The organism is Bradyrhizobium lablabi (genome assembly GCF_001440475.1).
Classification (GTDB): Bacteria; Pseudomonadota; Alphaproteobacteria; order Rhizobiales; family Xanthobacteraceae; genus Bradyrhizobium; species Bradyrhizobium lablabi.
On sequence record NZ_LLYB01000093.1, the window covers coordinates 1 to 17,258 of the forward strand.

Below are 17,258 nucleotides of genomic sequence, written 5' to 3' on the forward strand. Positions count from 1 at the left end.
AGCATGCGGTCGCGGGCATCAACGCCGAATTTGACTTCTTTGGCTGACATATTTGGTTTCCCTGAGTTGATCTTTGTTTCTCACCCTGTCGGGGAGGCGCCTTGCGGGCGCTCCTCAGGGTGAGCGTGGCAGGCGAAGGGCTTAGGCGGCCTTCTTCTTCGAGGCGGGGACGTCGAGCACGCCCATGACGTCGGACTCCTTCATGATCAGGAGATCCTCACCGTCGATCTTGACCTCGGTGCCCGACCACTTGCCGAACAGGACGCGGTCGCCGACCTTGAGGTCGATCGGGATGAGCTTGCCGGCTTCGTCACGGNACCCGGGCCGACGGCAACGACTTCGCCCTGGGAGGGCTTTTCCTTGGCACTGTCCGGAATGATGATGCCGCCAGCGGTCTTCTCTTCGGCGTCGATACGCTTGACCACGACGCGGTCGTGAAGCGGACGGAATTTCATGCAGTCCTCCTAAGTTTCTGAAGATGTTACCAGAATTGGGAATTTTGGCAGTCCGAGCCGGCGAGTGCTAACTCGGCTGCGGCTGATTTAGGCCAGTATTCTGCGGGGGACAAGGGCTTCTAGCAGAAAAATTGGCACTCAAATATGACGCCTGCCAATTTCATTAATCATGATTAACCGGGGCGGCCCGACTCCGGGACCCCGTATTAGCACGTGCGGTAAGCTGCTGCTAACGCGTGAATTTTCAACAGATCATTAAACATTTAGGCTTGTGATGGGAGGGGCGCGTCGTCACATTTCTCAGATGTGAGCGCATCTCCGCCGGGGTGGCTCGGTGTGTGGCCACCACGTGAATGCGCTTCCAGCAATGGAGGTTTGGCATGGTGTCGCGGGTTGGAGTTGCTTCCGACGACTTCCGGAAGCAGGTGCTGGGTTACGGGCTGACGACGGCGCAAATTCTGTATCGGATGCCGGATCACCCCTCATTGTTACAGACCTATGTCTGGCAGAATTACGATTTGTTTCCGAAATTCCCCGCGCTGAAGGATTTCCTCGCCTTCTGGCAGGAAAAGCTCGATGGCCCGCTGTTTTCCGTGACGGTTGCACATTCCAGGCTGATCAAGCCGGCCGAGCTGCGCGCGGTGGATGGCGTGTTCAGGCTGCATTGATTGCGCTGAAGCCGTAGGGTGGGCAGAGCGAAGCGTGCCCGCCATCGCGAGCGGAATGTTAGATGGTGGGCACGGCGCAAGCGCCTTTGCCCACCCTACAAAATTGAATTCGTGTTAGCCTCTCTGCACAAACAAAAAAGGGAGGCTCCCATGGCCAAAAAGAAAGTGACGTCACGACCGGCGGCGCAGCCTGCCGTAAAGAAGAAATGGTCGGGTCACAAGACGGCCCCCAAATCCCGAGCCCGCAAGGCCCTCAAATCCAAGGGACGCGTGTCGAAGGCCAAGCCGGCCAGCAAGGCGCGGCCGAAGCAGACCATCGCCATCAGCCATCACCGCGAAGAGGATTTCAAGGCCGACGGCCTGCGCACTTACGCAAAGTACCGCGACCTCGGCATCAAGGATGCCACCCACGGCCTGGCGCAGGCGCATGTCATCCGCTTGCAGGGGCCCTGCAATCCGGCGGAAGTTTCAAAGCTGCATTACCACGACGTCGAATTCCAGATGGTCTATGTGCTCAAGGGCTGGGTGAAGACCTACATGGAAGGGCAGGGCGAAACGCTGATGAGGGAAGGCAGCGCCTGGACCCAGCCGCCGCGCATCAAGCATCTGATTATGGATTATTCCGACGACGTCGAACTGCTGGAAGTGATTTTGCCGGCGGATTTCAAGACGGTGGAATTGGCGGGCTGATCCTGCAGCCCGGATGGAGCCAACGGGTCGCGCGAATGCGCGCCCGATGGGCCAGTCTCGAAGCTGACAAACTGATCCCGGATTGCGCTTCGCTCCATCCGGGCTACGGATTTACGGCCTACGTCAACACCCCCACCACCGCGCCCATCAAGCACGTCGCCAGCGTCCCTGATACGATCGACTTCAACCCGAGCGCATTGATCTCCTCGCGCCGCTCCGGCGCCATGGTGCCGAGGCCGCCGATCATGATGCCGAGGCTGGCGAAGTTGGCGAAGCCGCACATCGCATAGAGCATGATCAGCCGCGAGCGCGGATCCAGCGCATCAGCGCCGAGCTTCGACAGTTCGACATAGGCGATCAATTCGTTGAGGATGGTCTTGATGCCCATCAGGCTGCCGGCCGTGACGGCCTGCGGCCAGGGCAGGCCCATCAGCCAGCACACGGGCGCCATCACGTAGCCGAGCAGCCGCTGCAGCGAGATCTTGGCGCCGCCGATCTCGGGCAACAGTCCCAAAATCGCATTGACGAGATAGACCAGCGCCACCAGCACCAGCAGCATGGCGACGATGTTGAGCAACAGCTCGAGCCCTGCCGTGGTGCCCTTGACGATCGCATCCATGGTGCTCGAGACCTGCATGTCCGGATCTTCCAATGATCCCCCGGTGCGCTTGTCCGACGTCTCCGGCACCATGATCAGGCTGATGAGGATCGCGGCCGGCGCACCAAGCACCGATGCGATGACAAAATGCGCCGCCGCATCCGGGATCAACGGCGCTAGGAAGGTGGCGTAGAGCACCAGCACGGTGCCGGCGATGCCCGCCATGCCGCCGGTCATCACCAGGAACAACTCGCTGCGCGTCAGCTGGGCCAGATAGGGGCGGATGAACAGCGGCGCCTCGACCATGCCGAGAAAGATATTGGCTGCGGTCGACAGCCCGACCGCGCCGCCGACGCCGAGCGTGCGCTCCAATAGCCACGCCATGCCGCGCACGATCGGCGGGAGCACGCGCCAGTAAAACAGCAGCGTCGTCAATACGCTCATGACGAGCACGATCGGCAGCGCCTGAAAGGCCAGGACGAAGTCCGCGCCCGGCGCCTTGAGGTCGAACGGCAGCGCGCCGCCGCCGACATAGCCGAACACGAAGGAAGTGCCGGCGCGGGTGGCCGCCGAGATCGTGTTGACGGCGTCGTTGATGGCGCCGAACGCTTTGGCCACCGGAGGCAGCTTGAGCAATACCAGCGCCGTGCCAACGGTGGCTGCCAGGCCAACCAAAATTTGCCGGATCGAAACCGCGCGGCGGTTCTCGCCAAGCGCCCATGCGATCGCCAGCAATGCCAGCACGCCAAACGCCGATTGCAGTTGCAGCATGAATCCCCCAAAACCCCCAGGGATTATGCCAGCGCCGCACGGCCGCGCAATGCCGTGTTGCGGGCCTGCCCGTTGACATCCGCGTCGCCCTCGGCCACCCGTCTGCCATGTCATCGACGATGCCGATGGGCGCCCGCGATCTGCTCAGGCACGCCCCGTTCCTCTATTTCCTGCTGTCCCGCAGCCTGTCGCGTTTTGCCAGCCAGATCGCCGCGGTCGCGATCGGCTGGCAGATCTACGACCTCACCGGCAGCGCCTTCCAGCTCGGCATGGTCGGGCTGGTGCAATTCCTGCCGACGGCGCTTCTGGTTTTCGTGGCCGGCCACGCCGCCGACCGGTTCGAGCGCAGGCGGGTGGTGCAGCTTTGCCAGCTCGCGGAGGCGGCGACCGCGTTGTTCCTGGCGATCTCGACCTTTGCCGGCTGGCTCAACGACGTACAGATATTCATTGCCACCTTCGTGATCGGGATTGCCGGCGCGTTCGAGAGCCCGGCGACGGCGGCGTTGCTGCCGCTGATCGCGCCCAGAGGCTCGCTGCAGCGCGCGACGGCGATCTCATCCGGCGCCGCCCAGGTCGCGACCATCACCGGCCCGGCGCTCGGCGGTCTCGCCTATGTCTTCGCGCCGAGCCTGCCGTATCTCGTCATCGTCATCTTCTGGCTGGCGGGCGCGGTTCTCACCGGCTTCATCCGCACGGAGAAGCAGGAGGTTTCGACTGAGGCGGCGGTTGCAGACGATGTGTATGCCGGTGTTCGCTTCATCCGCAACAACCCAGCTATCCTCGGCACCATCTCGCTCGATCTGTTCGCGGTGCTGCTTGGCGGCGTCACGGCGCTGTTGCCGATCTATGCCCGCGATATTCTGCAGACCGGTCCGCTCGGGCTCGGCATCCTGCGCGCCGCGCCCGCGGTCGGCGCGCTGTTCATGACCGCCTATCTGGCGCGTCACACCATCAACCGCCATGTCGGATTGCGGATGTTCCAGGCCGTCATCGTGTTCGGCGCGGCGACCATCGTGTTCGCACTGTCGCAATGGATGTGGCTTTCGGTGCTGGCGCTGGCGATGTTGGGCGCCGCCGACACGATCAGCGTGGTGATCCGCTTCTCGCTGGTGCAACTCGCGACGCCCGACGAGATGCGTGGTCGTGTCGGCGCGGTGAATTTCCTGTTCATCAATGCCTCCAACCAGCTCGGCCAGTTCGAAAGCGGCGTCACGGCGGCGCTGTTTGGCACCGTGCCGGCCGCCGTCATCGGCGGCATCGGCACCATCGCGATTGCACTGCTCTGGATGAAGCTGTTTCCGACGCTGCGGAAGGTGGAGCGGCTGGAGTAGGGAGAGGAGTGATCCTCATCCCGAGAAACCCGGTTGCTTGCACAGCAGTTTTCCGCCTGCAGTAATCTTCGCGCGCACCAACGCCGTGCGCCAATCAAGAAGTGGACCGGTCCATCAGCTTCGACTGCATCCGAGCCAGGGCGTTGCTCAGCCTCGCAGCTTCCTCAAACCGCGTTTCCGCGTAAGGCGCCCTCGATGCTGGATCACGCACGATAGCCTCGGCTGCTTCAGAAAGCCGGCGCAGCGGAGTCCTCAGCCATTGCGCCGCGAGATAGAGCAGCGCCAGGGCGGTGAGGGCACCGGTTCCGAGCATGACCCAGAACGATCTGATCAACTCGCGCGTCGGTGCCATCGCGTCATCCGCGTTCTGGCGAATCAAGAGCGACCAGCCGAGGTTCGGAAGATCCGCCAAGCCGATCATTGGAACGGTCACGGTGAAGTAGTCTTTGCCATCAGGCCAGCGCTCTCTCAGAGACGAGGAATTGACCCGATCGGCCGCCAGCGCGGAGCCGATGTTGAGCGGCTTGTTGACGAGATCGGGTGGTCCGAACAGGACTAGCCGATCACGTGAAAGCAGAACCGGCTCGATGCCGGGCGCCTGCAAATCTGCCATGCCCTCCAGCACCCAATTCCAGTTCAGCTGCGCACCAACGACGCCGGTGACGGAACCGGCGTGCTGCACCGGCGCGGCAAGATCGATGGAACGACTGGATTCCATCGACGCCGGTGGCAGGTGCGCGGGATCATGCGCTCCATTGCCATCGATGGCCGCCGTTACATCCAGGCCTTGCCTGAACCACGGCTCTTGTTCGACGCGTTCGCCCTCCAGCGTTCCGTCCGTGGCCGCCAGCACTTTTCCCTCGAGATTGGAGACGCCGAGCCAGGAATAGCGAGTGTCGAGCCGGCTCATGAACTGGATTTGCTCGCGGGCACTTGCCGGGTTGGTCGAATCGATCAGGGTGGCAAGCCGTGCGACATCCATCCACACTCCGTGGAGGCGCCGCGCCAGCAGGTTGGCGCTCAATTCGCCGCGCGTCGTCAGCTTCTCAACCCGCAGTTCCTCGGCGCGCCGCTGCAGGGCAGCGGTATAGAGCACCGCAGTCACAACGGCGAGCACCAGCATGAGCATGGCGCCGCCGAAGAACACCAGCGTACGAAGGCTCAGCCGCCTGCCTGCCATGACGCCTCCTTAATGGGTCAAAGCCCGAGCCAGTTCGCGGATCATGCGGACAATATCTGCCCGATCGGATCCGGGAATGGCGCGAGCCGTGTGAAGCTTCTCGATGATCTGGGCACGCTGCGTCGTGGTGGACGAGAACCTCAGCCGATAGCCATCACGTGTTGGCGCAAGGACGAATGCCTCAACGTCGCCGATCCCAGGGATCGTCAATAACCCCGTCGTCCCCAACGATAGACCAACTGGACCGCTAACTCGTCCGCCTTCCGGACCGAGATTGATGAGCCAGCCACGCTGCTTCTCGCCTCCGACGGTCAGAGCGGTGGGTTCGGGCACCTGGCGCTGCGGCCGATTATATCGGGGACGTTCGATGCAGACGGCGGTGGCCACGAGCAGGACCAGGATGTTGTAGACCGTCCAGAACATGACGACGGCAAGACCGTCAGCGGCTGTCGACGAAGTATTGAAGATGAAATCGGAGTTGAGCGGCACGACCAGGCCGCCGACGGTCAACCCCAGGAGGATCAGGAATGGTCGCATCAACGACCATTGGACGACGACTTTTGTCCGGTTGCCGCCCTTGGCCGTCACCGAAAACTTGTGGGGACCCTTCGTCAAAAGGCCCAGCGTCAGAGCCCGGCAGACCGGCCAGGCGGCGATCAACTGCGCCGTGTCGTTGAGGATCGGAATGAACAGTCCCTTGGAAAGCCAGTTCAAGGTTACCAGGACCGCCAAATAATACGGCAGGTAATAGCTGACGATGTCGGCAAGCGATGCGTTCACGACCGTGATGCCGAACCACCAATACAGCAGGGGACAGATCAGGCTGGCAATTCGGAACGGAAAGGTACTGATCCAATAGAGCAATGAGTCCAGTATGCCGATCCGGTATATCAGGCTCAATCGATGAGAGCCGATCGGATTGTACGAGCCGCGCACAATCTGCGTGAGGCCAAGGCACCAGCGGCTGCGCTGGGCGATATATTCCTTGAGGCCCTCCGGCGCCAAACCCTCGGTCAGAGGCTCGTTCAGGTACACCGTCCGCCATCCGCTTTCCGCAAGCTTCAATGTGAGCAGGAAATCCTCGGTCACGCTTTCCGTCGGAAGCCAGCCAATCTGCTCAACCGCCCGAAATCTCACCACGGAGGAGGTGCCGCAGCAAATCGCGATTCCCCAGGCATCACGCGCCGGTTCGACATTGTCGAAGAAGTGGCGCTGCTCATCCGGATATGCGGAGCTTATGCCGAGGTTGTGCTGGATTGGATCGGCGTTGAAGTAGTGCTGAGGTGTTTGAACAAGCCCGACGCTTGGGTCGTGAAACAACGCCAGCGCCCGCTCGATAAAGTCGACGTGCGGAACAAAGTCGGCATCGAGCACGGCGATAAAATCCGGGCGGTCCGGATCCCGAGCGCGTTCGGCAAGCGCGTGATTGATGTTTCCGGCCTTCGCATGCGCATTATCGGAACGGACGATGTATCCCACGCCGTGCTGCTCGCAGGCGCGCCGCAGCCAATCCCTGCGGCCATCGTCGAGCACGAAAACGCGATAGCGGGGAAATTGGACGGCCTTTGCGCCGACAATCGTCCGTTCGAGCACTTCCGGCGGCTCGTTAAACGTCGTGATGAAGATATCGACACGCGGCGTCTCGCCAGGCAACCACCATCCGGCATGCTGGTTCGCTTCCGTCGTGCGCTCCCGCACCCGAAAGAGGATGAAAAAGGCGATGGACGAAGACAGCACCGTCAGCGCCTCGAGCGTCGCAAACCCCCAGCTGACGATGGCATCGCTCGTCCAACCGAGTGGCGCGAGAGTCTCGGTGAACCGCCAGGCCACGTAGCGCCACGACAAAACGGTCGCCCCCCCGAGCAGAAGGGCGCGCCAGTACCATCGGCCTGGGTTGAGCAGCGGCAGCACGATCAGGCGCAGCCCGACGATAACAGCGGATCCGGCAAAGGCCGCCAGAAGTGGGGAGAGCAGAAGCATCAAAGGCCGTAGCGTGTGAGAAACTTCCGGATGGTAGCGACGTGGCCGGCTGAAAAGATCACGCGGCCGGTCCGGCCGATCGCGCAGCCGAGATCCGGCTGTCGTGCGAGTTCGGGCACCGTCACCGTGACGTCGAAGCGCTGCATATGCTGAGGGCTGGGACCCACGGCGAGATTTTGATAAAGCGACGATGCCCCCGATCCGCCGAGCCGGGTAACCGTTCCGTCAAAAATCCGATCGTCCCCGAACAATCGAAACTGCACCGGTGCCCCGACCGACAGGCTGGCGTAAAGAGCCTCGGAAACGCCCGCCGTCACGACCATGCTGTTGCAGTCGACGAGCTTGACGAGATCCTGGCCTCGACGTGCATGCTCGCCATCGTCCACCAGGAAATCCCAAATCACGCCTGGGACGCGGGCGCTGAGGGCAGCAGACGTCAAGCGGTTGACGCGAAGACGCTCGGCGTCGATCTGTCGACCGGACTGGAGCACGCGGGCTTTGACTCGTTCCTCGTCGACGGAGAGTTCGGCCAGTCGCAGGTCGATTTCATGGATACGTTGCGCAGAGAACGGTGCGTCGTTGTAGGACTCGCCGATGAATACTCCGGTGTGGGCTGCGGCAAGTTCGGTCTCGAAATATTTGCCCCGCTCCCTTGTTCCCTGCAGGTCTTGCTGCGCGACATCGAACGCCGCACGAGCCCGACCCAGATTCGCCGCGGTCTGTACGCCGCGATTGCTCAACTCGCTGGCGCGGTTGAATTCGGCGTCTGCCTCGCGCAGCCGCGCGCCTGCGGCATCCTGTGCCGCCTTCGCCTCCGCTATTCGCACCTCGATCTGCCGGATTCGGCCGCGTCGGTAGTCTGCAGACTGCGTCTCGAAGCCGGCTCTTGACTGCGACAAGGCGACCCTCTGCGCCGCGATGCGCTGCAGCTCGATCTGCTGGGCGTCGCGATCGCGCTCGAGCTCGAGAAGGCGGGCGGTGTCGAACCTTTCATCGGTAACACGCGCCACGAGTTCGCCGGCATTGACGCGCGACCCAACGCTCCGCGCCGCGAGCGCTACTTTGCCTTCGATCGGGGCGCGGACGACGTAAAGTCGCGCATTGACCGTCGCGTCTTCCGATGTTCCGGCAAAGTGCTCGCCGACCAGGACGTAAAGTCCGCCGGCGAAGAAGATCAAACCGATGATCAGGCGTGCGAGTTTCATGGGCGACCGCGAGCTGCACTGCAGCTTGTTAAGCCTTCAACGTCGTCCGGCCGATGCTATGCGACGGAACGGTCCTGATGTAGCAGGCGAGAGTTGATGCGGACCGAGACTCGATAGGAGTAGTCCAGCGATGGCTTTGTCGTACTCGAAGGCTGATTCTCGATCCATCCGGACGATTACCGGAATCCATCCGGACGACTACGGGAACAGCAGTGCAAATGCAATTGGTGCGAGAGATCGCAGGGCGGACCTCCCTTGATCATTTCGATGCGAACCAGCCACGCGGATATCACGGGAGCAACGCTCGGACGCCGCTACGATCCAGCGTCGTGATCCGCTTTCCTGGTGCAGCTGTCGACACCGGACGAATGCGTCCGTCGCTGGGGAAGCTGGAATAGGGCGAGGCAATTTTCACCTTGAGAAGCGCGGAACGCGCGTCTCAAGGATGAGGCTACCCGCGGGGCCGCATGGTTCGAGGCGGCGCCAAGTGGCGGCTCCTCACCCATGAGATCTGAAAGGGGAGTTCGCCGAAAAATCTAGCCCCGTCCCACGAACGGCATCTTGGTCGCCATGACCGTCATGAACAGCACGTTGGCATCGAGCGGCAGGCCGGCCATGTAGGCGACCGCGTCGCCGACGGCCTTCGCGTCCATGCGCGGCTCGTGTTTCATCGTGCCGTCGGGCTGCATCACGCCGGGTCCGGCGACCATGCGATCGGTCATTGGCGTCGCGGCATTGCCGATGTCGACCTGGCCCACTGCAATGTCGTACATGCGGCCGTCGAGGTTGGAGGCCTTGGTCAGGCCGGTGATCGCGTGCTTGGTCGAGGTGTAGGCCGAGGAGAACGGCCGCGGCGCATGCGCCGAAATCGAGCCATTGTTGATGATGCGGCCGCCGCGCGGGTTCTGGTCCTTCATGATGCGGAAGGCGTGCTGCGTGCACAGGAACGGGCCGGTGAGGTTGGTGTTCACCACCGCCTGCCACTGCTCGAGGCTGAGGTCCTCGAAATTGACCGGCGGCGCGCCCATGCCGGCATTGTTGAAGAGCACGTCGAGCCGGCCATAGGTGTCCTTCACCTTGGCGAACAGGGCGGCGATCGAATCCGGCTTGGTCATGTCGGCGGAAACGCACATGCTCTTGCCGACATTGTCGCCGAGCTTCTTGGTCTCCTCCAGCATCTCCATGCGGCGCCCGGCCAGCACCACGGTGTAGCCGGCATTCATCAGCGCCAGCGATGCGGCGCGTCCGACGCCGGTGCCTGCACCGGTAACGAGCGCGATCTTGTTGGTTGCGTCGGCCATTGTTTCCTCGCCTTTACTTCTTTGCTTCTGTTTCGGATTTGTAGGGTGGTCTTGGAATATTCTGATGTGCCGCGCGCAGCGCCGCCGACCAGCGCGAGCGAAGGTCGTGGAAATAGGGCTCGCCGGCCTCGATGCGGTGGTTGAGGTCGGCCTCACAGGCATCCGCACGCACCACCAAGACGTCGATCGGCAGGCCGACTCCGAGATTGGACCGCATGGTCGAATCCATCGAGATCAGCCCGGTCTTCAGCGCCTCATAGAGCTCGACGTCGTAATGCATCGCGCGGTCGAGCACCGGCTTGCCGTATTTGTGCTCGCCGATCTGCAAATAGGGCGTGTCGGTGGTGCATTCGATGAAATTGCCGGCGGTGTAGACCATGAACAGCCGCATCCGCGAGCCCTTGATCTGCCCGCCGAACAGGAAGGAGACGTCGAAGGAGACGTCTTCGGATCGCAGCGCCGGGCCTTCGGTGGCATGGACCATGCGGATCGCCCGCCCGATGCGCTGGGCTGCCTGGAACATGGTCGGCGCGTTCATCAGCGTCTCGACCTCGCCGGTGTTGGGGTCCTCGATGCCCTCGGTCAGCGTCGACAGCACCGACTGGCTGATCGCCAGATTGCCGGCGCTGGCAATCGCCATGATGCGCTCGCCGGGTTTTGAGAAGATATGCAGCTTGCGGAAGGTCGAGACGTTGTCGAGGCCGGCATTGGTGCGGGTATCCGCGATCATGACGAGGCCGTCCCGCACCAGAATTCCGCAGCAATAGGTCATTCAAAGTCCCCGAACGCGTCCGTTTTTCGGCGGCCAAACTAGTAGCCAATTTCGAGGGGCCATCCAACCCCAATTCCCGCGGCGCGGCATGCAACCGGCGGCCAGAACCCGCCCTGCTGGGCGACGTGGCGGCTCATGCCCGGGGCTAACCGCCGCCTGGACCCATCCCGGAGCTCAAACCGGGATCAAGCCCGCGCCAGAACGACATGCGCCTGGATTTTGGCGGCAACCTCACCGTTACCATGCTTGCGCGCGATGGCGGCCGCGGCGCGGTCAGTGGCGGCCTCGAGCTTGTCGGCACCCCGGAATTCGATCTCGTTGCGTAGCGGTGTTCCCTGGCAATAGGCGACTGCTGGGTAACGGGGCGAGGGCGCGCGGCTCTCCTCCGCCCTGGTTTCGATCGTGACGTTCGAAAAGCCCGCCTTCGCCAGGTCGCTCCGGATCAGCGCGGTATCGTGATAGCCGTGCGGCGTGCGCGCCAGAAAGCGCGGCGGATCGTTTGGAAAGAATTCCGCGAGCGCGTTGGTCACGTCGTCCGCGAACACGTTCTCCTCGATGCGGTCCCATGCGTTGAACAGGAAACATCCACCCGGCTTGAGCACGCGTCTGGCCTCGCGATAGGCGGACGGTCGGTCGGGAAAGAACATCACGCCAAACTGGCAGCAAACGAGGTCGAAGGCGGCATCCTCGAACGGCAGTGCCTGTGCATCCGCCTTGCGCCAGCTGATGCGAACGTCCTGATTTTGCCGCGTGGCGGCATAATCGAGCATCGGTTGATTGAGGTCGGTCACGACGTAACGGGCATCGGATGAAAGTCCGGGCGCCAGCGCGCGCGTCACCACGCCGCTGCCGGCGGCCGTCTCCAGCACGGCTTTGGGCGAAAGCGCGGCGGCCTTTTGCGAGATATCCCGGGCGTAACTCGCGAAGATCAAGGGAACCATGTAGCGGTCATAGTTTTCCGGGATCGAGCCTGCGAAGATCTTGTCGCCTGCTGACATGGCCTGTCCTCTGCGTTACGCTTCGATCTCTCGTCATTCTAATGAAAAAGAAAATACATGGGGAGGCCGCAGTGCGCGTCAGAGAATTGCCGGGCAAGTCATACGCCGCGTTGGCGTCGTTTTTTTGCATTGCACTGATTGCCGCAAGCCCCGCCTTGGCGCAGAAAAAGGGCGGCACGCTCCGGCTCTATCACAATGACAATCCGCCCTCGACCTCGCTGCACGAGGAAGCGACGATTGCATCGGTGACGCCGTTCGCGGCGATCTTCAACAATCTCGTGGTGTTCGATCCGGCCAATGCGCATGAGAGCATCGATACCGTCATTCCGGATCTGGCCGAAAGCTGGGCGTGGGATTCAACCAACACCAAGCTGACGTTCAAGCTCCGGCAGGGCGTGAAATGGCACGACGGCCAGCCGTTCACGGCCAAGGACGTGCAATGCACCTGGCGGATGCTGATCGGCAAGACCGAGACCCAGGACTTCAAGCGCAATCCGCGCAAGGTCTGGTACACCAAGCTGCAGGACGTCTCGATCAACGGCGATCATGAGGCGACGTTCGAGTTGAGCGAGCCGCAGCCGAGCCTGCCGGTGCTGCTGGCGAGCGCGTTTTCGCCGGTCTATCCCTGCCATGTGTCGCAGCAGGTGATGCGGACCAAGCCGATCGGCACCGGGCCGTTCAAGTTCGTCGAGTTCAAGCGCGGCGAGTCGGTTCGCCTGGTGCGCAATCCCGAGTACTGGAAGAAGGACCGTCCCTATCTCGACGAGATCACGTTCCGGATGATCGACAGCCGCGCGACGCGGATGCTGGCCTTTGCCACCGGCGAATACGACATCACCTTTCCCTCCGACGTCAGCGTTCCCCTGATGAAGGACGTGAAGGCGCGCGCACCGAACGCGATCTGCGAGATGACGACCACGGGAACGCAGATCAATCTGATGGTCAACCGCGTCAACCCGCCGTTCGACAATGCGGATATTCGTAAAGCCATGTCGCTGGCGCTGGACCGCAAACCCTTCAACACCATCCTGATGGAGGGGCTGGCGCGGATGGGCGGGGCCATGCTGGCCAAGCCCGAGGGCGAGTGGGGCATGCCGGAGGACATGGTGTCGTCGCTGACCGGCTACGGGCCGAATGCCGAGAAGAACATCGCCGAGGCGCAGGCGATCATGCAGAAACTCGGCTATAGCGACGCAAAGCCGCTGCAGATCAAGATCCAGACCAGGAACCTGCCGACCTATCGCGATCCCGCCGTGATCCTGACGGACCAGCTCAAGAAGGTCTACATCACGAGTGAACTCGATATTCTCGACACCCCACGCTGGTACGCGCGGCTGGCGAAGAAGGATTACACGATCGGGCTGAACGTCACCGGCGTCAGCGTCGACGATCCCGACGGCAATATCGTCGAGAACTATTCCTGCAAGTCGGAGCGCAACTACACCCAGTACTGCAACGCCGAGGTCGATCGTTTGCTGGTCGCGCAATCAAGCGAGCTCGACCGGGACAAGCGCAAGAAGATGGTGTGGGAGATCGAGCGGCTCCTGGTCGAGGACGCGGCGCGGCCGATCATCCTGCACTCATCGGCCGCCAATTGCTGGCAGCCCTACGTGAAGAATTTCAAGCCGCACGACAACAGCCAGTACAACAATCTGCGGTTCGAGGAAGTCTGGCTGGACAAGTGACGGCCGAAGGGCCGTCATTGCGAGGAACAAAGCGACGAAGCAATCCATCTATCCCCGCGTTGAAGCGTGGATTGCTTCGCTTCGCTCGTAATGACGGCTGAATGCTACTGCGACTGGCTCTGCCACTGGCCGGGCCGCCCGGCCTGTTCGACCTTGACGGCCACCGTCAGCGTCTCCGCGCCGCCGCCATAGCGGGTGCCGCGCACGGGGGCGGCGCCGAGATAGTCGAGCCCGATGGCGACGCGGGCGTGGGCGTCGGTGGTACAGATGCCGTTGGCGGCATCGAACCCGACCCAGCCGAGATCAGGCACGTAGGCTTCCGCCCAGGCGTGGCCGGCCTGCTGCTGAGTGGTGCCGTCGGAGCGCAGGAAATGTCCGGAGACGAAACGCGCCGGAACGCCGCCGGAGCGGGCGCAGGCGATGAAGATGTGCGCGTAGTCCTGGCAGACGCCGCGCTTGAGGGCGAAGGCTTCCGCCGCCGAGGTGCCCGAGTTGGTCGGGTCTTCGTCGAAGATCATGTGTTCGTTGATCTGCACCATCAGCGCATGCAGGAAGCCGAGCACGTCGCCGTCGGACTCTGAGCGCATCTCGCGGGCGAACGTCGCCATCGCCGGGTTGACTTCGGTCAGCGCGGTCGAGCGCAGGAACAGGCTCGGCGGAAAGCGCTCGTCGGTACCGCGCAGCACACCGCCGGTGTCGTGGGTCTCGATCAGCCCTTCGACATGGATGGTGAGGTCGGCGATCGGCCCGTGGGTGAGCACATGCGTGACGTTGCCGAACGCGTCCTGATGCGTGTCGAGCCGGGAATCGGTCGAGACGTCGATCTGCCATTCGGCGACATACTGCCCGTCATGGCTGCCGGGCGTCATGCGCAGGATCTGGATCACGCCCGAGGCAGGCGGCTCGTAGCGATAGCTCGTGGTATGGGCAATTCGCAGGCGCATGGTGGATCCGGTCGATGTTTGGGATCGTCATGCCCGGGCAGTAGCGCGAAGCGCGTCTTCGCGCTAGATGCCCCGGCATCCACGTCTTTCGGTTGGCATAGCAAGACGTGGATGGCCGGGACAAGCCCGGCCATGACGGCGTTTGGTTGCGTTCGTCCGAAATCTCTAAATCAAATACTGCTTTGTGATGATCTCACCCAGCCTGGAATTGTCCGCGATGAATTCCTGGATGAATTCATGGACGCCGTGCTGGAAGATATCGTCCATATGGCTGTGTTCAAGCCGGTTTCGCACCCCGCGGGCGTGACGCTGGGAGGCGCCCTGGCGGCCGTAGGCGACGCCAATCTGGTCGAGGTTGCGCACCAGATTGCTGTAGCAGCTCGCCAGCGAGCGCGGCAGCGTATCGTTGAGGATCAGCAGGTCGGCGATCAGCCACGGTTTCAGCGTCTCGCGATAGACCCAGTGATAGGCGGTCAGCGCGGATACCGAACGCAGGATGGAGGTCCACTGGTAGTAGTCGAGGGGGCCGCCGACATGTTCCTCCTCGGGCAGCAGCACGTGATATTTCACGTCGAGAATCCGGGCGGTGTTGTCGGCGCGCTCCAGATGCAGCCCGAGCCGCGAGAACCAGTAGGCGTCGTTGCGCAGCATGGTCCGGTAGGCCGAGCCGTCGAACCGCAGCGAGGTCTCCTGCACGAAGCGGAGAAAACGCGCCAGTTCCTCGCGGCTGGAAGTGCCCTTGCCCCAGACTTCCTGTAATTCGATCCAGGCCGAGTTAATGGTGTCCCACATCTCGCTGGTGAGCGCCGTGCGCACCGAGCGCGAATTGAGCCGGGCCGCCTCGATGCAGTTCTTGATCGAGGAGGGATTGGCCGGCGAGAACGCCAGATACTCGACGACGTTCTGCTCGGTCGCCTCCTGATAGGTCTCGTAGAAGCTGGTGCTGACACCGGCGGTCAGCAGCGCCGATTCCCACTCGTTGGTCTTGCCGATATAGGCGGCGGGAAGGGCAGTGACGCGCAGCGTCGCGTCGATGGTGCGCGCGATATATTCGGCGCGCTCGACATAGCGGGCCAGCCAGTACAGGTTTTCGGCGGTGCGCGACAGCATACGTGAATTTCGCTCTCTATTCGTCCAGTATCCAGGTGTCCTTGGTGCCGCCGCCCTGGCTCGAATTCACCACCAGCGAGCCTTCCTTCAGCGCCACCCGCGTCAATCCACCGGGAACGATGGTGACGTGCTTGCTGCCCGTCAGCACGAACGGGCGCAAGTCGACATGGCGGGGCGCAAGGCCGGCGGCCGTGCAGGTCGGGCAGGTCGACAGCGCCAGCGTCGGCTGGGCAATAAAACCCTCAGGCTCGCGCTTGAGCTTGTCGCGGAACGCCTCGATCGTCGCCTTGGTCGCGGCAGGGCCGATCAGCATGCCGTAGCCGCCGGAGCCGTGGACTTCCTTCACCACGAGGTCACCGAGATTGTCGAGCACGTAGGACAGGTCTTTCGGCTCGCGGCAGCGCCAGGTCGGCACGTTCTTCAGGATCGGCTCCTCGCCGAGATAGAATTTCACGATCTCCGGCATGTAGGAGTAGATCGCCTTGTCGTCGGCAATGCCGGTGCCGACCGCGTTCGCCAGGGTGACGTTGCCGGCGGCATAGGCCGACATCAGCCCGGGGACGCCGAGCGCCGAATCCGGGCGGAAGGTGAGGGGGTCGAGGAAATCGTCGTCGACGCGGCGGTAGATCACGTCGACGCGTTTGAGCCCCTCGGTGGTCCGCATGAATACCTCGTCGTTCTTGACGATGAGGTCGCGGCCTTCGACCAGCTCGATACCGAGCTTGTCGGCCAGGAAGGAGTGCTCGTAATAGGCGGAGTTGTAGACACCGGGCGTCATCAGCGCGACCGTCGGCTCCGCCGAGGCGGAGAGCGGCGCCACCGAGCGCAGCGCCGAGAGCAGTTCGTCCGGATATCGCTCCACCGGGGCGACGCGGTGGCGGGCGAACAGGTCCGGAAACAGCCGCATCATGATTTCGCGGTTTTCCAGCATGTAGGACACGCCGGACGGCGTCCGCGCATTGTCCTCCAGCACGATGAAATTGTCGGCGTCGATCCGGACGATGTCGATCCCGGCGATGTGCACATAGACGTCGTGCGGCACGCTCTGGCCGTTCATCTCGGGCCGGAAGACCGGGTTCTGGAAGATCAGGTCGTCGGGAATGAGGTTGGCGCGCAGGATGTCGCGGCCGTGGTAGATGTCGCGCAGGAACATGTTGAGCGCGCGGACCCGCTGCTTCAGGCCCTTTTCCAGCACCGTCCATTCCTTCCCCGACATGATCCGCGGGATCACGTCGAAGGGGATCAGCCGCTCCTGGGCTTCGGCGTCGCCATAGACGGCGAAGGTGATGCCGATCCGGCGGAACAAGAGTTCCGCCTCCTGACGGCGATATTCCAGGGCGTCCGGAGGCGTCTCCTTCAGCCAGCGGGAGAGCTCCCGATAGGCGGGGCGGAGGTCGCCGCCGGGCCCGTTCATTTCGTCGAAGGCAACTGCCATAAATCCTGACTATCTCTCGAAGCCATGCGGCACAGTGCATGACTTCACGGGATGGTAGCAAGGCTCGGGCCAGCGCGATATGCATTGGCTCGCGGCATTTCGTGTGGGTAGCCGGCCGCGCTGCCCTAAAAAAAG

The 17,258-nt window shown here is 62.7% G+C and carries 14 protein-coding genes and 2 pseudogenes; 4 read left to right on the forward strand and 12 right to left on the reverse strand.

Going from position 1 to position 17,258, the window contains the following annotated elements; translation table 11 throughout:
- Positions 1-141: 141 nt before the first annotated feature.
- Both CQ14_RS46815 and CQ14_RS46820 read right to left on the reverse strand, forming a co-directional pair.
- Positions 142-316: pseudogene (locus CQ14_RS46815) on the reverse strand (co-chaperone GroES); the annotation flags it as partial.
- 1 nt (position 317) lies between these two features.
- Positions 318-455, reverse strand: a pseudogene (locus tag CQ14_RS46820) (co-chaperone GroES); the annotation flags it as partial.
- A gap of 380 nt (positions 456-835) precedes the next feature.
- On the opposite strand from CQ14_RS46820, the gene CQ14_RS26810 reads away from it, so the two are divergent.
- Positions 836-1,123 (forward strand): usg protein, encoded by a 288-nt coding sequence (locus CQ14_RS26810; RefSeq protein WP_057833772.1) that lies wholly within the window; start codon positions 836-838, stop codon positions 1,121-1,123.
- 150 nt (positions 1,124-1,273) lie between these two features.
- Positions 1,274-1,813 carry a cupin domain-containing protein gene (locus CQ14_RS26815; RefSeq protein ID WP_057860835.1) on the forward strand — a complete coding sequence of 180 codons (540 nt, stop codon included), beginning with the start codon at positions 1,274-1,276 and terminating at the stop codon, positions 1,811-1,813.
- Positions 1,814-1,931: 118 nt separating this feature from the next.
- Here the strand turns inward: CQ14_RS26815 and CQ14_RS26820 are convergent, their stop codons facing one another.
- Positions 1,932-3,182 carry a NupC/NupG family nucleoside CNT transporter gene (locus CQ14_RS26820; RefSeq protein WP_057860836.1) on the reverse strand — a complete coding sequence of 417 codons (1,251 nt, stop codon included), beginning with the start codon at positions 3,180-3,182 and terminating at the stop codon, positions 1,932-1,934.
- Positions 3,183-3,289: 107 nt separating this feature from the next.
- On the opposite strand from CQ14_RS26820, the gene CQ14_RS26825 reads away from it, so the two are divergent.
- Complete coding sequence (locus CQ14_RS26825) at positions 3,290-4,513, forward strand: MFS transporter (protein ID WP_057860837.1); 1,224 nt, start codon at positions 3,290-3,292, stop codon at positions 4,511-4,513.
- Between the two features lie 94 nt (positions 4,514-4,607).
- Here CQ14_RS26825 and CQ14_RS26830 read toward each other — a convergent pair whose 3' ends face one another.
- From CQ14_RS26830 to CQ14_RS26855, 6 genes are all read right to left on the reverse strand, one after another.
- Positions 4,608-5,693 carry a hypothetical protein gene (locus CQ14_RS26830; protein ID WP_057860838.1) on the reverse strand — a complete coding sequence of 362 codons (1,086 nt, stop codon included), beginning with the start codon at positions 5,691-5,693 and terminating at the stop codon, positions 4,608-4,610.
- A gap of 9 nt (positions 5,694-5,702) precedes the next feature.
- On the reverse strand, positions 5,703-7,673 hold the full coding sequence (locus CQ14_RS26835; protein WP_057860839.1) for a glycosyltransferase: 1,971 nt from the start codon (positions 7,671-7,673) through the stop codon (positions 5,703-5,705).
- Entirely contained in the window at positions 7,673-8,878 is a 1,206-nt protein-coding gene (locus CQ14_RS26840) for an HlyD family secretion protein (protein WP_057860840.1), read from the reverse strand. Before CQ14_RS26840 ends, CQ14_RS26835 begins: the two co-directional genes overlap by 1 nt.
- A 536-nt stretch (positions 8,879-9,414) precedes the next feature.
- Positions 9,415-10,179, reverse strand: coding sequence for an SDR family oxidoreductase (locus CQ14_RS26845; protein ID WP_057860841.1), 765 nt, complete (start codon positions 10,177-10,179; stop codon positions 9,415-9,417).
- 13 nt (positions 10,180-10,192) lie between these two features.
- The gene (locus tag CQ14_RS26850; RefSeq protein ID WP_057860842.1) at positions 10,193-10,951 is read right to left on the reverse strand and encodes a proteasome-type protease; all 759 of its coding nucleotides are present in this window, start codon (positions 10,949-10,951) and stop codon (positions 10,193-10,195) included.
- Positions 10,952-11,136: 185 nt separating this feature from the next.
- Positions 11,137-11,949: a class I SAM-dependent methyltransferase gene (locus CQ14_RS26855; protein WP_057860843.1), complete on the reverse strand. Its 813-nt coding sequence runs from the start codon at positions 11,947-11,949 to the stop codon at positions 11,137-11,139.
- Between the two features lie 71 nt (positions 11,950-12,020).
- Between CQ14_RS26855 and CQ14_RS26860 the strand changes: the two genes are divergently transcribed.
- Positions 12,021-13,634, forward strand: coding sequence for an ABC transporter substrate-binding protein (locus CQ14_RS26860; protein WP_245320540.1), 1,614 nt, complete (start codon positions 12,021-12,023; stop codon positions 13,632-13,634).
- Between the two features lie 104 nt (positions 13,635-13,738).
- Here the strand turns inward: CQ14_RS26860 and CQ14_RS26865 are convergent, their stop codons facing one another.
- The 3 genes from CQ14_RS26865 to CQ14_RS26875 form a co-directional block, all read right to left on the reverse strand.
- Positions 13,739-14,578 (reverse strand): transglutaminase family protein, encoded by an 840-nt coding sequence (locus CQ14_RS26865; RefSeq protein ID WP_057860845.1) that lies wholly within the window; start codon positions 14,576-14,578, stop codon positions 13,739-13,741.
- A gap of 165 nt (positions 14,579-14,743) precedes the next feature.
- Entirely contained in the window at positions 14,744-15,688 is a 945-nt protein-coding gene (locus CQ14_RS26870; RefSeq protein WP_057860846.1) for an alpha-E domain-containing protein, read from the reverse strand.
- 16 nt (positions 15,689-15,704) lie between these two features.
- Complete coding sequence (locus CQ14_RS26875) at positions 15,705-17,123, reverse strand: circularly permuted type 2 ATP-grasp protein (protein ID WP_057860847.1); 1,419 nt, start codon at positions 17,121-17,123, stop codon at positions 15,705-15,707.
- Between the last annotated feature and the right edge of the window lie 135 nt (positions 17,124-17,258).

Coding starts and splice junctions, on each gene's coding strand:
- CQ14_RS26820 (WP_057860836.1), bottom strand. CDS start 3,182: ATGCTGCAACTGCAATCGGCGTTTGGCGTGCTGGCATTGCTGGCGATC.
- CQ14_RS26815 (WP_057860835.1), top strand. CDS start 1,274: ATGGCCAAAAAGAAAGTGACGTCACGACCGGCGGCGCAGCCTGCCGTA.
- CQ14_RS26870 (WP_057860846.1), bottom strand. CDS start 15,688: ATGCTGTCGCGCACCGCCGAAAACCTGTACTGGCTGGCCCGCTATGTC.
- CQ14_RS26835 (WP_057860839.1), bottom strand. CDS start 7,673: ATGCTTCTGCTCTCCCCACTTCTGGCGGCCTTTGCCGGATCCGCTGTT.
- CQ14_RS26830 (WP_057860838.1), bottom strand. CDS start 5,693: ATGGCAGGCAGGCGGCTGAGCCTTCGTACGCTGGTGTTCTTCGGCGGC.
- CQ14_RS26875 (WP_057860847.1), bottom strand. CDS start 17,123: ATGGCAGTTGCCTTCGACGAAATGAACGGGCCCGGCGGCGACCTCCGC.
- CQ14_RS26855 (WP_057860843.1), bottom strand. CDS start 11,949: ATGTCAGCAGGCGACAAGATCTTCGCAGGCTCGATCCCGGAAAACTAT.
- CQ14_RS26865 (WP_057860845.1), bottom strand. CDS start 14,578: ATGCGCCTGCGAATTGCCCATACCACGAGCTATCGCTACGAGCCGCCT.
- CQ14_RS26825 (WP_057860837.1), top strand. CDS start 3,290: ATGTCATCGACGATGCCGATGGGCGCCCGCGATCTGCTCAGGCACGCC.
- CQ14_RS26810 (WP_057833772.1), top strand. CDS start 836: ATGGTGTCGCGGGTTGGAGTTGCTTCCGACGACTTCCGGAAGCAGGTG.
- CQ14_RS26850 (WP_057860842.1), bottom strand. CDS start 10,951: ATGACCTATTGCTGCGGAATTCTGGTGCGGGACGGCCTCGTCATGATC.
- CQ14_RS26845 (WP_057860841.1), bottom strand. CDS start 10,179: ATGGCCGACGCAACCAACAAGATCGCGCTCGTTACCGGTGCAGGCACC.
- CQ14_RS26840 (WP_057860840.1), bottom strand. CDS start 8,878: ATGAAACTCGCACGCCTGATCATCGGTTTGATCTTCTTCGCCGGCGGA.